The sequence below is a fragment of the Anaerococcus jeddahensis genome, assembly GCF_001182725.1.
In the GTDB taxonomy this organism is placed as follows: domain Bacteria; phylum Bacillota; class Clostridia; order Tissierellales; family Peptoniphilaceae; genus Anaerococcus; species Anaerococcus jeddahensis.
Genome location: NZ_CWHU01000005.1, coordinates 1,173,575 through 1,188,238, shown reverse-complemented (window position 1 = coordinate 1,188,238; position 14,664 = coordinate 1,173,575). Strand labels below are relative to the sequence as shown.

12 protein-coding genes are annotated in these 14,664 nt (G+C 30.1%); 11 read left to right on the top strand and 1 reads right to left on the bottom strand.

The genetic code is table 11. The features are described 5' to 3' along the window. Window positions 1-5 precede the first annotated feature (5 nt). Together guaB and BN2087_RS08775 are read left to right on the top strand one after the other, a co-directional pair. Entirely contained in the window at window positions 6-1,457 is a 1,452-nt protein-coding gene (gene guaB / locus BN2087_RS08780; protein WP_049691393.1) for an IMP dehydrogenase, read from the top strand. Between the two features lie 308 nt (window positions 1,458-1,765). Continuing rightward, window positions 1,766-2,158 carry an ATP cone domain-containing protein gene (locus BN2087_RS08775; RefSeq protein ID WP_049691392.1) on the top strand — a complete coding sequence of 131 codons (393 nt, stop codon included), beginning with the start codon at window positions 1,766-1,768 and terminating at the stop codon, window positions 2,156-2,158. A gap of 266 nt (window positions 2,159-2,424) precedes the next feature. Here BN2087_RS08775 and BN2087_RS08770 read toward each other — a convergent pair whose 3' ends face one another. After that, window positions 2,425-3,852 carry an FAD-binding oxidoreductase gene (locus tag BN2087_RS08770; RefSeq protein ID WP_049691391.1) on the bottom strand — a complete coding sequence of 476 codons (1,428 nt, stop codon included), beginning with the start codon at window positions 3,850-3,852 and terminating at the stop codon, window positions 2,425-2,427. A 537-nt stretch (window positions 3,853-4,389) separates the two neighbouring features. Here BN2087_RS08770 and BN2087_RS08765 point away from each other — a divergent pair. The 9 genes from BN2087_RS08765 to BN2087_RS08725 all read left to right on the top strand — a co-directional run bounded on the left by BN2087_RS08765 (window position 4,390) and on the right by BN2087_RS08725 (window position 14,651). Then, window positions 4,390-5,526 (top strand): acyl-CoA dehydrogenase, encoded by a 1,137-nt coding sequence (locus BN2087_RS08765; RefSeq protein ID WP_049691390.1) that lies wholly within the window; start codon window positions 4,390-4,392, stop codon window positions 5,524-5,526. Window positions 5,527-5,548: 22 nt separating this feature from the next. Continuing rightward, entirely contained in the window at window positions 5,549-6,361 is an 813-nt protein-coding gene (locus tag BN2087_RS08760; RefSeq protein WP_049691389.1) for an electron transfer flavoprotein subunit beta/FixA family protein, read from the top strand. Window positions 6,362-6,371: 10 nt separating this feature from the next. Next, window positions 6,372-7,376, top strand: coding sequence for an electron transfer flavoprotein subunit alpha/FixB family protein (locus BN2087_RS08755; RefSeq protein WP_049691388.1), 1,005 nt, complete (start codon window positions 6,372-6,374; stop codon window positions 7,374-7,376). Window positions 7,377-7,520: 144 nt separating this feature from the next. Then, window positions 7,521-8,858 (top strand): acetyl-CoA hydrolase/transferase C-terminal domain-containing protein, encoded by a 1,338-nt coding sequence (locus BN2087_RS08750; RefSeq protein WP_049691387.1) that lies wholly within the window; start codon window positions 7,521-7,523, stop codon window positions 8,856-8,858. A gap of 112 nt (window positions 8,859-8,970) precedes the next feature. Then, on the top strand, window positions 8,971-9,813 hold the full coding sequence (locus BN2087_RS08745; protein ID WP_049691386.1) for a 3-hydroxybutyryl-CoA dehydrogenase: 843 nt from the start codon (window positions 8,971-8,973) through the stop codon (window positions 9,811-9,813). A gap of 118 nt (window positions 9,814-9,931) precedes the next feature. Continuing rightward, window positions 9,932-10,774, top strand: coding sequence for a 4-(cytidine 5'-diphospho)-2-C-methyl-D-erythritol kinase (gene ispE / locus BN2087_RS08740; protein WP_049691385.1), 843 nt, complete (start codon window positions 9,932-9,934; stop codon window positions 10,772-10,774). Beyond that, the gene (gene murI, locus BN2087_RS08735) at window positions 10,767-11,516 is read left to right on the top strand and encodes a glutamate racemase (RefSeq protein WP_049691384.1); all 750 of its coding nucleotides are present in this window, start codon (window positions 10,767-10,769) and stop codon (window positions 11,514-11,516) included. The genes ispE and murI overlap by 8 nt, the downstream gene beginning before the upstream one ends. 51 nt (window positions 11,517-11,567) lie before the next feature. Further along, entirely contained in the window at window positions 11,568-12,473 is a 906-nt protein-coding gene (locus tag BN2087_RS08730) for a Ppx/GppA phosphatase family protein (RefSeq protein ID WP_049691383.1), read from the top strand. 3 nt (window positions 12,474-12,476) lie between these two features. Further along, entirely contained in the window at window positions 12,477-14,651 is a 2,175-nt protein-coding gene (locus BN2087_RS08725) for an RNA degradosome polyphosphate kinase (protein ID WP_049691382.1), read from the top strand. Window positions 14,652-14,664: the final 13 nt, after the last annotated feature.

Below are 14,664 nucleotides of genomic sequence, written 5' to 3'. Positions count from 1 at the left end.
GTTTTATGCAAATAATAGGAGAAGGATTAACATTTGATGACCTACTTTTGGTTCCAGGTCCATCAGAAGTTCTACCAAACGAAGTTTCATTAAAAACAAATCTTACAAATAAAATCAAATTAAATATCCCATTAATGTCAGCATCAATGGATACAGTAACTGAATCAAAAATGGCAATTGCTATGGCAAGACAAGGTGGAATTGGAATAATCCACAAAAATATGTCAATTGAAGACCAAGCCAAAGAAGTTGATAGGGTAAAAAGAAGTGAACATGGAGTAATAACCGATCCATTTTATTTAAATCCTGAAAATATTTTAAAAGAAGCCTTGGAAATAATGGCAAATTATAAAATAAGCGGAGTTCCAATAGTTGATGATAATATGACTTTAAAGGGAATTTTGACTAACAGGGACGTAAGATTTCAAGATGATGAAAATGTAAAAATTGATGATATAATGACAAAAGATGGGCTTATTGTTGGTCATGTTGGAATTTCTATGGAAGATGCCGTTAAAAAAATGGAATCAGGAAAAGTTGAAAAACTTCCAATAGTTGATGATGATTATAAATTAAAAGGCCTAATTACAATTAAAGATATAGAAAAATCAAGACAATATCCAGATTCTGCAAGAGATGATCACGATAGGTTATTGGTTGGAGCTGCAGTAGGAATTACTCGCGATATGATGGATAGGATTGACGCTTTAGTTAGCGCAAAAGTTGACGTTGTAACAGTCGACACAGCTCACGGTCATTCAAAAGGAGTTATTACTGCAATTAAAAAAATAAAAGAAAAATATCCAGATCTTCAATTAATAGCAGGAAATGTTGCAACAGGTGAAGCTACAAAAGATTTGATAAAAGCCGGAGTAGATGCTGTTAAGGTAGGAATTGGACCTGGATCAATTTGTACAACAAGAGTTGTAACAGGAGTTGGAGTTCCACAAATTTCTGCAATAATTGATTGTGTAAAAGCTGCAAAAGAATATAATATTCCAATTATAGCCGATGGTGGTATAAAATATTCAGGAGATATTACAAAAGCTCTCGCTTGTGGAGCAAGTGTAATAATGGCAGGATCATTATTTGCAGGAACAGAAGAATCCCCAGGAGAAACAATAGTATTTGAAGGAAAACAATACAAAGAATATAGGGGCATGGGCTCACTTTCTGCTATGAAATCAGGATCAAGCGACAGATATTTCCAAAATGATACCAAAAAATTTGTTCCAGAAGGAGTAGAAGGAAGAGTTGCCATAAAAGGATATGTAGGAGATGTAATCTATCAACTTCTTGGCGGACTTCGCTCAGGTATGGGCTATGTTGGAGCAGGAAATTTAAAAGAATTAGAAGAAAAATCAAAATTTGTAAAAATATCCCCAGCAACCCTCGTAGAAAACCACCCACACGATATCCAAATAACCAGAGAATCACCAAATTATACAAAAAAATAATAATTAAAAAGATTGGATTTTATCCAATCTCAGAGCGTAGACAAACCCTCAAGCACGAATATCGGACTCCAAAAATTGTTGATTTCTAAATTTCGAAATTCTAAAATCGCAAACTCGAGCTAAGCTCTCGAACAGTGCGATTTTTGACGAATTTTAAAATTTGAAATCAAATCAATTTTTTACGTATGATATTCTTAGCATGAGGATTTGTATACTTTGTCAACAAACTGAGATTGGATTTTGTCCAATTTTTTATTTTCTAAAAAATTGGGGTAAGAATATAATAAGAAAAATTTTAGGGGGAATTTATGTTGGATTTAACAAAAATAATTATCGATTATTACAAAGGAAAAAATCTATCAATTGAAGAAATTGCAGAAGAGTTGGATAAGGCAAAGATTGAAGTTATTGAAAATTTTTTGGATAATAAATTGTATGTAAAAAAAAGAAATGGGAAAATTGAATTATTTGATATAGAAAAAATTTCAAGATCCATAAAAAATGCAGCAAGAGATGGGGAAATAGAACTAAATTCTTCAGACGTTTCTATTTTAAAAAATGATTTAGAAAAAATAGTAGAAAAAAATCATCACAGAATTCTTCCAACTTCAACCATAAAAGAATATATAGAAAATATCTTAGAAGAAGATGGGTATAGGACAGTGTTAGAAAGTTATAAATACTATATTAAAAACAAATAAAATGAGCCGATTAAGGCTCATTTTAAATTTATATAAATTTGTTATTTAAATTAAGGTCATAAACATTTATATTATTAGGATCCAACTTCCAGAATTACCAACAGGAAGCTATTTAATTGTTAATTGGATTCTTACTATATTCATAAACTCTGTAAATTCAGGAGTAAATTAAATCTTTTTAAGAAAAGGATAGTTTATATTTAAAATTAATTCATAATTTTATTCATTTCTTAAATTCTAATATATTATTAATTCTTTTATTTATATTACTCTCCTAATAAAGCTATTACTTTATCAGGATTTAAAATCATATTTGGATCAAAGGCTTTTTTGATTCCTCTCATAATTTCAATATTTGTTTGACCTTCAAAATTCTTTAGATATTTTTTCTTTCCATGACCTATTCCGTGTTCGCCAGAAATTTTTCCGCCTAAATCATATGCTTTTTTGTAAATTACATCCATGAACTTATCAACTTCTTCTTTAAATTGATCAAGTTTATCTTCTTCATTTGATAGGGTGTAGATATGTAAGTTTCCATCACCAGCATGACCAAATGATTTTACATCAAACATATAAGATTCACTTTCCTTATTTACAAAGTTTATATATTCAGCAATTTTTGTAACAGGGACAACAACATCACATTCGTCTAAAAGTTTATTTTGAGTTTCAATTGCTTCAAGGAAAGAACTTCTTGCAGCCCAAGCATCTCTGATTGCATTTGGAGTATCAGCAACCAAAACATCAATAGCCCCGTTATCAACCAAAATTTCAGCAGCTTGCTCAAGAGTATTATCAATTAAATCCTCATCATCTCCATCAAAAGAAATTAATAAATAAGCTCCAACATCAATTCCTTCCATAGTTTTTGGGAAAGTTTCTTTTCCTATGTATTTTTCACTAGCTATAACTATATCTCTTTCCATAAATTCTATTGCTTGAGGATTTAAATTATTTTGGAATAATTTTGGAACTGTAGAAATACAATCATCCAAATCTTCAAAAGGAACGATTAATGATACAGTATGTTTTGGATTTGGAACGATTTTTAAAGTAAGCTCAGTTATAATTCCAAGAGTACCTTCACTTCCAACCATCAAATCTTTTAAAGAATAACCAGTAGAAGATTTAGAAACAATAGATCCAAAAGTTGTAATTTCTCCATTTGGCAAAACAACTTCCATTTTTCTTACATAATCACGAGTTGTGCCATATTTAACAGCACGCATTCCGCCTGCATTTAATGAAACGTTTCCGCCAAGTGTAGCATTTTTTTCGCCTGGATCAGGTGGATATAAATATCCCTTATCAAGACAAGTTTGAGCCAAAGTACTTAATAAAACACCAGGTTCAACTCTAACAACCATGTTGTCTTCGTCAAATTCTAAAATTTTGTTCATAGATTGCATATTAATCATTACACCATTTTTAATAGCAACACCAGCACCAGTCAAACCACTACCAGCACCTCTTGCAAGAACAGGGATTTTATTTTCATTGCAAATTTTCATAATACTAGCTACATCTTCCTTTGAATTAGCATCAACCAAAACATCAGGAATTCCTTCTCCGTAAATTGGCATTTCATCGTGAAAAAAATCCTCATTGATTTCTTTACCAACATAAACTTTTCCATTGACGGATGATTTAATTTTTTCAATAATTTCATTATTAATTTTATTGTAACTCATTTTTTCTCCTAAAATTTACCCATAATTAATATTTAAATTTAAATTATTATATTAGATTTCTACCTAAGTATAACATAATTTTAACAATGATAAAAAGTTTTCCTTATTAAACTAAATAATAAAAATTTTAATTTGGATTTTAAATAAATAAAAAAATATAGAAGAAATTTTAAAAAAGAAAATTTCAAATAATAGAAAGTACAGAGAAATTTTCAATAATATATATTGATAAAGATTTGACAGATATCCTTCTTATGATATGATTATGATGTAGGTAAAAATATTTTGGGATATCTTTTTACAATAAAAATTTCATTAATAATTAAAAAAAATTGCAAAATAATTTTTTATGATTTTAAAAAGATTTTCAAAATTTTTTAGGACTTAAAGCTTAAAAAGCTTGATAAATTATTAGCTAAAAGGCTTGACAAGTCTAAGCTCGATTGTTAATATAATAACATAGGCAATCAAAAGTGTTTCTAAATATTATTTTTAAGGATAAAAATAATAAATATGGAAAATTATTTAGGAGAAAATATGTATAAATTATCAGAAGATTATGAAGAAATGAGAGAGATGTTTCATGATTTCGCAGTAGGCGAAGTTAAACCTTTAGCTCAAAAAGTTGACGAAGAACATATGTTCCCAGAAGAAACAGTTGCAAAAATGCAAGAATTAGGTTTCTTTGGAATCCCATTTGGTGAAGAATTTGGCGGACAAGGTGCTGACACACTTACATATGTACTTGCAGTTGAAGAAATTTCAAAATATTGTGCATCAACAGGAGTAATTTTATCAGCTCACACATCACTATCAGCTGATTGTATTAATAAATTTGGTAATGATGAACAAAAGAAAAAATATTTAACACCACTTGCAAGCGGAGAAAAATTAGGCGCTTTCGGTCTTACAGAACCAAATGCAGGAACTGATGCTTCAGGTCAACAAACAACTGCAAAACTTGATGGAGATGAATATGTACTTAATGGTACAAAAATCTTTATAACAAATGGTGGATATGCTGATATTTATGTAATATTTGCTATGACAGATAAATCAAAAGGAAATCACGGAATATCTGCATTTATAGTTGAAAAAGGAACAAAAGGATTTGATTTTGGTACACTTGAAAACAAAATGGGAATCAACGGTTCATCAACTATGGAATTAATCTTCCAAGACTGCAGAATACCAAAAGAAAATTTACTTGGAGAAGAAGGTAAAGGATTTAAGATTGCTATGGCTACTCTTGATGGAGGAAGAATAGGAATCGCAGCTCAAGCTCTTGGTATTGCAGAAGGTGCTTTAGAAAAAGCTGTTCAATATTCTAAAGAAAGAGAACAATTTGGACGTCCTTTAGCTAAATTCCAAAATACACAATTTAAATTAGCTGAAATGGCTATAGAAATAGAAGCAGCTAGAAATTTAGTTTATAAAGCAGCTAGCTTAAAAGATGCTGGTGAATCTTACACAGTAGCAGCAGCTATGGCAAAATTAAAAGCTTCTAGAACAGCATCATTCGTTGCTGATAGAGCAGTTCAAATTCTTGGTGGATATGGATATATCAAAGAATATGATGTTGAAAGAATGATGAGAGATGCAAAAATTACAGAAATTTATGAAGGTACTTCAGAAGTAATGTTAATGGTTGTATCAGGAGCATTATTAAGATAGTAGAAAAATTTAGGGGGAATAAATGAATATATTTGTATGTGCAAAGCAAGTTCCAGATACTAATGAAATTAAAATAGATCCTGTAACTAATACTCTTATTAGAAAGGGAGTTCCAAGTATCTTAAATACTTATGATGCTTTTGCTCTAGAACAAGCATTAAGAATAAAAGATAAAGATCCAGAAAATGTAAAAATTACAGTAATTTCTATGGGACCACCTCAAGCTGAATCTATGCTTAGAGATACTCTTGCAGTAGGAGCTGATAAGGCATACTTGGTTACTGATAGAAAATTTGGTGGATCTGATACACTTGCAACAAGTTATATTATTTCAGAAGCTATCAAAGAAGTTGCTAAAAGAGAAGGCGATTATGATTTAATCTTCTGTGGTCTTCAAGCAATCGATGGAGATACAGCTCAAGTAGGTCCAGAAATTGCTGAACACTTAGATCTTCCACAAGTAACTTATGCTTACACAGCTGAGTTAAATGATGAAGGAATTAAAGTTCTTAAAGAAGTTGAAGGCGGAGCATTAGAAATTCAAGCTAAACTTCCAGCACTTATTACATTTACAAAATATGGTGATGAAGAATTAAGATATCCAAAAATCAAAAATAAAATGAAAGCTAAAAAAGCTACAATCGAACAAATCACTTTTGAAGAACTAAAAGAAAATATTGATGAAACAGCAATAGGACTTAAAGGTTCACCAACAAGAGTTAAAAAATCTTATACACCTGAACATAAGAAATCTGGAGAAATCTACAACGATGGAGATGCTAGTGTTTCTGTAGATAAGTTAATAAATGCTCTTTCTGATGAGAAACTTATTTAGGAGGATATAGATGAGTGAAAATAAAAATCTTTGGGTAATTGTAGAAACTAAAGAAGATGGATCAGCTGTAAATGTTGGACTTGAACTAATGAATCCAGGAAGAAGAATGGCTGATGCTATCGATGAAAAACTTTATGCTATAATTATCGGATCAAATGTTGATAAAGCTAAAGAAGAAGTAAAAGAATACGGTGTAGATGGAATTATCACAGTTGATGATGAAGTTTATAAAGAATATAATACAGAAGTTTATGCAGATGCAATAGATCAATTAGTTAAAAAATATAGTCCAAATATAATCTTGATTGGTGCAACAAACCAAGGAAGAGATTTGGGACCAAGAGTCTCTGCAAGACTTCACACAGGACTTACAGCAGACTGTACAGAACTTGACATTGATGCTGAGAAAAAAGAAGTTAGATGGACAAGACCTGCCTTTGGTGGAAACTTAATGGCTATGATTTTATGTCCAGACCACAGACCACAAATGGGAACTGTTAGACCTGGAGTATTTTCAAAAGAAGCTATTGGAGCTAAAGATGATATTGAAGTAATTGATGAAGATATCAAATTTGAAGGCGAAGCTAGAACAAAAATCTTAGATTTCATTCCAAGAGATGAAGGAGATGAAGTTGATTTAGTTGGAGCTGAATTTATAGTTTCTGGTGGACGTGGACTTGGAGATCCTAAAAACTTCTCACTTATTAAAGATTTAGCTGATGCACTTGATGGAACTGTTGGATCAAGCCGTGCGGCTGTAGACGCTGGTTGGATTTCACACTCTCACCAAGTAGGACAATCTGGAAAAACTGTAGGACCAAGAGTTTATATAGCTGTAGGAATTTCTGGAGCTATCCAACACTTGGCAGGAATTAATGCAGCTGATAAAGTTATAGCTATAAATAAAGATCCAGATGCTCCAATATTTGGCAGAGCTGATTATGGTATAGTTGGAGATTTATTTGAAGTTGTACCAAAACTTACAGAAGCAATAAATAAGAAAAAAGGAAAATAAATTAGAATAAATTTATAAATTTGGGTATATGTTTATTAGTATCTCAAATTAATTTTAAGGATGGGATAAGTCTCATCCTTAATTTTTATTAAAGATAAGATAAATTTTCTATATTTTAAAATATAAAAGCAAATGGAGGATGATATGGACTATAGTAAGCTTTATAAGGAAAAACTAATAAGTGCAGAGGATGCTGCAAAACTTGTAAAGGACGGCGATTATGTAGATTATTCATGGGGAGTAGTTTCACCACACGATTTTGATGAAGCTTTGGCAAAAGAAATTTCTAATTTAAATGACATCGTTGTCAGAGGCGGAGTAGAACTTGAAAAGTTCAAAATATTTGATGCTGATCCAACAAATGAACATTTTGTTTATAACTCTTGGCACTCACTTGGACCTATAAGAAAATTAGCAGGTGAAGGAAGAGCATTTTATTCGCCATTAAAATATTCAGAGCTTCCAAAATATTATAGAACTTCAATAAAAAAACCAAATGTTTTTGTAACTCAAGCATGCCCAATGGATGAACATGGATATTTTAATTTTGGTGTTTCTGCATCACATCTTTATGCTGCAATTGAAAATTCTGATATAGTTATAATTGAAGTAAATAAAAATGTTCCAAGAGGACTTGGCGGATATGAAAATTGTGTTCACATAAAGGAAGTTGATTATATTATTGAAGGATCAAATCCTGAAATGATTGCTTTGGGAAAACCTCAACCAAGTGATTTAGATAAAGAAGTTGCAAAATTTGTAGTTGAAGAATTAGTTGATGGAGCTTGTTTACAAATTGGAATTGGTGGACTTCCTACAGCTATTGGAAATGAAATTGCAAATTCAGATTTAAAAGATTTGGGAGTTCATACAGAAATGTATGTAGATTCTTTTGTTGAACTATCAAAAGCTGGGAAAATTACAGGTAAAAAGAAAAATATTGATAGGGGTAGACAAGTTTATGCTTTTGCAGCTGGAAGCAAAGAATTATATGATTTTATTGATAACAATGAAGAACTTTGTGCCGCACCAGTAGATTATTGTAATGGAATTGAACAAATTTCTGCTTTAGATAATTTCATGTCAATTAACTCAGCCCTCGAAGTTGATTTAAATGGCACTGTTTCTGCTGAAAGTTCAGGAACAAAACATATTTCTGGTTCAGGTGGAGCTCTTGATTTTATGCTTGGTGCATATAATTCTAAGGGGGGGAAATCTTTTGTAACCCTACACTCATCAAGAGTTGATAAAAAAGGAGTAAGACATTCCAATATAGTTCCAACTTTATTGCAAGGAACTCAACCAACAGGATGTAGAGCAAATACTCATTATGTTGCAACAGAATTTGGTATGGTTAATCTTAAAGGACAATCATTATGGGAAAGAACAGAAAAATTAATTTCAATTGCTCACCCAGAATTTAGAGAAGAACTTATAAAAGAAGCTGAAAAAATGAGAATTTGGAGAAAATCCAATAAATAGTTAAAAAAAAGTCAATATTTCTTGATAAAACGGGAAAACAATGTTATAATATATGTATAAGTTATTAATTTAACAAGCAAACGAAACGTTTTAAAAAAACAAAGGAGTAAATATGAAAATTGGTGTAATTGGATCAGGAATTATGGGTGGCGGAATTGTAGAAGTAGCTGCTAAATTCCACGAAGTAGTAGTAAGAGATATCAAAGATGAATTCTTAGAAAACGCTAAAGCAAGAATTGAAAAAGATTATTCTAAACAAGTTTCTAAGGGAAGAATGGAAGAAGATGCTAAAGAAAAAGCTATTAAAAATATTTCTTACACAACAGAAGTTAAAGATTTAGCTGATTGCGATATAGTTATTGAAGCTGCAACAGAAAATCCAAAACTTAAAAAAGAAATTTTCAAAGAATTAGATGAAGTAGTTAAAGAAGGAGCAATTCTTGCATCAAATACATCTTCACTTTCTATTACTGACATAGCTGCATCAACAAAAAGACCAGAAAATGTAATAGGAATGCATTTCTTCAATCCAGTTCCAGTAATGAAACTTGTAGAAGTTATCAGAGGACTTCACACAAGCGATGAAACAAACAAAAAAGTATTTGAACTTGCTGAAGAATTTGGAAAACAACCAATTGAAGTAAAAGAAGGTCCAGGCTTTGTTGTAAATAGACTTTTAATTCCAATGATCAATGAAGGAATCGGAGTTTTATATGATGGACTTGCAAGCGTTGAAGATATAGATAAGGGAATGCAACTTGGAGCAAACCATCCAATGGGACCTTTGGCTTTAGCTGACCTTATAGGACTTGATACATGTCTTGCAATTATGGAAGTTTTATTTAATGAATTTGGTGATAGCAAATATCGTCCAAACCCATTATTAAAACAAATGGTAAGAGCAGGAGATCTTGGTAGAAAAACTGGTAAAGGATTCTACGATTATTCTAAATAATTTAAATTTTAAAAGACTTTGCAAATGTAAAGTCTTTTTTTGTGTAATTTATTAATTTAAATTTGTTATCTTTTCATTTTCAACTAAGTCCTTATGGTATAATTATATAGAGGTAATTATGGAAAGAAAATGTTATGCGAAAATTAATCTTAGTTTAGATTCTTTGTATAAAAGAGATGATGGTTATCATGAAATTGATACTATTATGACTAGGATTTCTTTGTTTGATAAATTAAAAATTGAAAAAAATAATAGTAATGAGATAAGTATTAAAACCAACAGTCAAGTTTTATCTAATGAAAATATTAAAAATAATTTGATTTACAAGGCTTGGGATATTTTAAAAGATAGGGTTAAATTGCCTGGAGTTGATGTTTATTTGGAAAAAAATATTCCAATAGCTGCAGGTCTTGCTGGAGGATCTACAAATTGTGCTGAAATGATTTTGGCTTTAAATGATTTGTGGGATTTAAATTTAAGTGATAAGGAAATTTTTGAAATTGGAAAAAGTTTGGGGGCTGATATTCCGTTTTTCTTTTTGAAAAAATCTGCCAGAGCCCAAGGAATTGGTGAAATTTTATCGCCAATTGACATTAATTTGGATATGAAAATACTTCTTATTAATGATGGAACAGAAATCTCTTCAAATTTTGTTTATAAAAGACTTGGAGATTATGGAAACGTTAAAACAGATAAAATAATTGGTGGCTTAAAATCTTCCGATAAGAATATAGTTAAAGATTTTAGAAATGTGATGGAAGATGTTGTATATGAAAATTATCCTCATCTTTTTGATATTAAAAATAGGCTTGAAAATCTTGGTGCATCTAAGGCTCTTCTTAGTGGTAGTGGGGCAAGTATTTTTGCTGTATTTTTTGATGAAGGGAAAATCAACAAGGCTTTTGATTTGATTAAAGGAGATTTTAAATTTGTTGAAAGGGTGAGCTTGATAGATGACTAATATTGGCGTTTTTGACTCTGGACTTGGAGGACTTACAGTTCTTAAAGAATTGTCAAAAAAACATAAGGCAAATTATTTTTACTTGGGTGATAATAAAAATGTACCTTATGGAGATAAGTCTAGCCAAGAAATAATAAATCTTTCAAAAAATATAGTTAAATTTTTAATTAAAAAAGATATTGATTTTTTTGTGGTTGCTTGTAATACAGTTTCAGTCCTTGCTATTGATGAGCTTAGAAAAACTTTTGATAAGAAATTTATTTCTATTACGGACGAGGCAGTTAAGGAAGTTTTGAATAAAAAAGGCGGTGTATTTGTTATGGCGACAAGGGCAACTTGCCTTAAACATGGTTATAAAGAAAAAATCCAAAGCCTTTCGGACAAAAAAGTTTACGAAAAAGCCTGCCCTTCTTTGGTTTCTTTTATTGAAAATGGGGAAGTGTGTGGAAAAAATATTGAAAATGATTTGAAAAAATATTTGGCTTTTGCAAATGAGAAAAAAATTGAAAATATAATATTGGGATGCACTCATTATCCTATTATAGAAAATGAAATTAAGAAAAATCTTACTTATGATGCAAATATTATTGACCCAGCCAAGGTTTTGGCAAGGGATATTGTTTTTGATGAGGATGAGAATTTAAATATAGAAATTTATATGACTGATGTAAATGAAATTTCGCAAAAGATGACAAATATTATTATGGAAAGGGAAATTAAAATTAAAAAAGCCTGTAATTAAATTTTACATAAATTTTACATGGATTTTAAATAATAAAAAGGAGAAAATTATATGATATATGCAGTTATAGATATTGGATCAAATACTATAAGACTTTCAGTTTACAAGGAAAAAGATGGAATAATCCACAATTTATTTAATGAAAAAGATGGTGCAAGTCTTAGGTCATATATTAAAAATGGAAAACTTAATGATAAGGGTGTTGAAAGACTAATGGATACTTTGAGAAATTTCAAACACCTTATTGATAATTTTGATGATATAGATGTGGTTTTACCTTTTGCAACAGCAACAATCAGAGATTCTTCTAATAGAAGTGAAATTTTGAAAAAGGTTAAGGATGAAATAGGCTTTGATATTGAAATTTTATCTGGTGAAGAGGAATCAAAATTTGCCTTTATTGGAGCTAATTCATCACTTGAAATTCAAAAGGGTGTTTTGACTGATATAGGCGGTGGATCTAGTGAAATTGTAATAATTGAGCAAGGAAAGGTAATTAAATCTACATCTCTTGATATCGGTTCTCTATCTGCTTTTAATGATAATGTTGAATTTTTATTTCCTACAAAAGATGATATAAAGGCTATTGAAAAGGCCATTGAAGATGAATTAATAGAGAGGAATTTCTATCAAGAAAATCATGATACCTTGTGTGGAGTTGGTGGTTCTGCTAGGGCAAGCCTAAAATTATACAATGAATATTATGATATTGATAAGGATAATTTTTCTATGGATAGGAAAAAGCTCAAAGACATGATAAAAGATCTGATTGACCATGAAAATAAAGAACTTTTGGATTTAATTCTTTCTGTAAAGGCTGATAGGGTTCACACTCTTATTCCTGGAATGATTATTTTAAATAAAATTGCCAAATATTTTAAGGCTGATGTGATTAATATAAGTCAAACTGGTGTAAGAGAGGGATATGTTTACAATGAAGTACTAGGAAAGGAATAAAAAATGGATATATCTTTTACGCAAAACAGAGAATTGTCTTGGCTAAAATTTAATGAGAGAGTTTTGGATGAGGCAGATGAAAAAAATGTTGAGCTATTTGAAAGGTTAAAATTTTTTTCTATCTTTGATACAAATTTAGAAGAATTTTTTATGGTTAGAGTTGGCTCGCTTGAGGATTTGACAAGGCTTAAGAAAAAGGCAGTTGATAATAAGTCAAACATGACTCCAGAAGATCAACTTGCTGCCATTATGAAAGAATGTAAAAGATTATACCAAAAAAAAGACTCAGTTTATTCTAGAATTATAAATGATATTAAAAGTGAAGGAATAAATATTGAAAAAGTTTCAAATCTTGACAAAAAAGATTATGATACTGTGAGATTTTACTTTGATAGCAAAATTGAACCTATTTTAAATTTTCAAGTTGTTGATAGGGTAAGGCCTTTTCCAAGGCTACCAAATCTTTCTATAAATGTAATTTTTAATCTTGTAAAAGAAAGAGAAAATAAGAAAGATAGGAATTATTTTGGAATAATATATGTTCCAGATAAGATTGATAGGTTTTTGAAAGTTTCACAAACAACTATAGTTTTAATCGAAGATATTATTAAAGAATTTGGGGAAAATGTCTTTGATAACTATAAGTGCATTTCAAAGCATATAATGTCTGTTACGAGAAATGCAGATATTTCTTACGATGATGATGATTATGACGTCGACCTTGATTATAGGTCTTATATGAAAGATGTTTTAAAAAGAAGAAAAAGACTTCAACCTGTAAGACTTGAACTTGATGAGGAAATTGAGGAAGAAGTTTTCGCCTTATTATTGGAAAAACTACCTTTAAAAAGAGAAAATGTTTTTGTAACAAAATCTCCAATGAGGGCAGGCTTTGTTTTTGATATGCTTGGCGATATGCCCGAAGAATTAAAAGAAAAATATTTTTACCAAAGTTTTTCGCCACAAAAATCAAACCAAATTGATGACGTTATTCCGATGCTTGATCAAATAGAAAAAAATGATCTTCTTTTATCCTATCCTTATGAGAGTATGGATCCAGTAATTAGATTATTAAATGAAGCAAGCCTTGATGAATCTGTTATAAGCATAAAAATTACCTTATACAGAATTGCAAAAGATTCAGAAATTGCAAAAGCTCTTATAAAAGCAGCTGAGAATGGAAAAGAAGTTTTTGTTTTGATGGAATTAAGGGCAAGATTTGATGAAAATAATAATATTATTTGGTCATCAAGACTTGAAAATGCAGGTTGCAAAGTTGTTTATGGCTTTGATGATTACAAGTGTCATTCAAAAGTTTGTTTAATAACAAGAATAAAAGATGATAAAATTGCCTACACAAGTCAAATTGCAACGGGAAATTACAACGAAAAAACTGCAAAACTTTATACAGATTTTTCTTTTATGACAAGTAATGTAGGAATTGGGACTGATGTTAAGGAAGTTTTTGATAATATAATGATAGGAAATCTTGATGGGGACTACAAACATCTTTTAGTTTCACCAAAACCTATGCAAAGAAGGCTTGATAAGTTAATTGATGAACAAATACAAAGGCAAAAAGAAAGCAAAAATGGTTATATAAGACTTAAAATGAATTCAATTTCTGATAGAATTTTGATCGACAAATTATCAGAAGCCTCAAACGAGGGAGTGAAAATTGACCTTATGGTCAGAGGAATTACTTGTATATTACCCGGAATAAAAAATAGGACGGAAAATATAAAAATCCACCAAATTGTTGGAAGATTTCTTGAACACCACAGAGTTTATCAATTTGGTCATAGCGATGATTGCAAATTATATATTTCATCAGCAGATTTTATGACAAGAAATATTAGAAATAGGATGGAAGTTGCTTGCCCAATTTACCAAGATTCTATAAAAAAACGTATTTTAGAATTTTTAGATATCATGTTTGCTGATGATGTAAAGACAAGAATAATGAACTCTAAGGGCGAATACGAAAAGGTAGAAAATAAAAAAAATCTAATTGCCCAAGAAAAATTTATAGAGATCGCAAAAGCTAGGGCAAAAGAGAAAAGTTTAGAAAATAAAAAAGAAATAATACCTAATAATTTTCCAATAGAAGAAAATAAAAATAAGGATAAAAAAGAGAAAACATTTTTTGAAAAAATAAAAGATTTTTTTAGAAAATAAATTTTAAAATCGC

Bases quoted from the DNA above. Each gene is read 5' to 3' on its own strand.
- BN2087_RS08745 (WP_049691386.1), top strand. From the start codon at position 8,971: ATGAAAATTGGTGTAATTGGATCAGGAATTATGGGTGGCGGAATTGTA.
- BN2087_RS08755 (WP_049691388.1), top strand. From the start codon at position 6,372: ATGAGTGAAAATAAAAATCTTTGGGTAATTGTAGAAACTAAAGAAGAT.
- ispE (WP_049691385.1), top strand. From the start codon at position 9,932: ATGGAAAGAAAATGTTATGCGAAAATTAATCTTAGTTTAGATTCTTTG.
- BN2087_RS08775 (WP_049691392.1), top strand. From the start codon at position 1,766: ATGTTGGATTTAACAAAAATAATTATCGATTATTACAAAGGAAAAAAT.
- BN2087_RS08760 (WP_049691389.1), top strand. From the start codon at position 5,549: ATGAATATATTTGTATGTGCAAAGCAAGTTCCAGATACTAATGAAATT.
- BN2087_RS08750 (WP_049691387.1), top strand. From the start codon at position 7,521: ATGGACTATAGTAAGCTTTATAAGGAAAAACTAATAAGTGCAGAGGAT.
- BN2087_RS08730 (WP_049691383.1), top strand. From the start codon at position 11,568: ATGATATATGCAGTTATAGATATTGGATCAAATACTATAAGACTTTCA.
- BN2087_RS08765 (WP_049691390.1), top strand. From the start codon at position 4,390: ATGTATAAATTATCAGAAGATTATGAAGAAATGAGAGAGATGTTTCAT.
- BN2087_RS08725 (WP_049691382.1), top strand. From the start codon at position 12,477: ATGGATATATCTTTTACGCAAAACAGAGAATTGTCTTGGCTAAAATTT.
- guaB (WP_049691393.1), top strand. From the start codon at position 6: ATGCAAATAATAGGAGAAGGATTAACATTTGATGACCTACTTTTGGTT.
- murI (WP_049691384.1), top strand. From the start codon at position 10,767: ATGACTAATATTGGCGTTTTTGACTCTGGACTTGGAGGACTTACAGTT.
- BN2087_RS08770 (WP_049691391.1), bottom strand. From the start codon at position 3,852: ATGAGTTACAATAAAATTAATAATGAAATTATTGAAAAAATTAAATCA.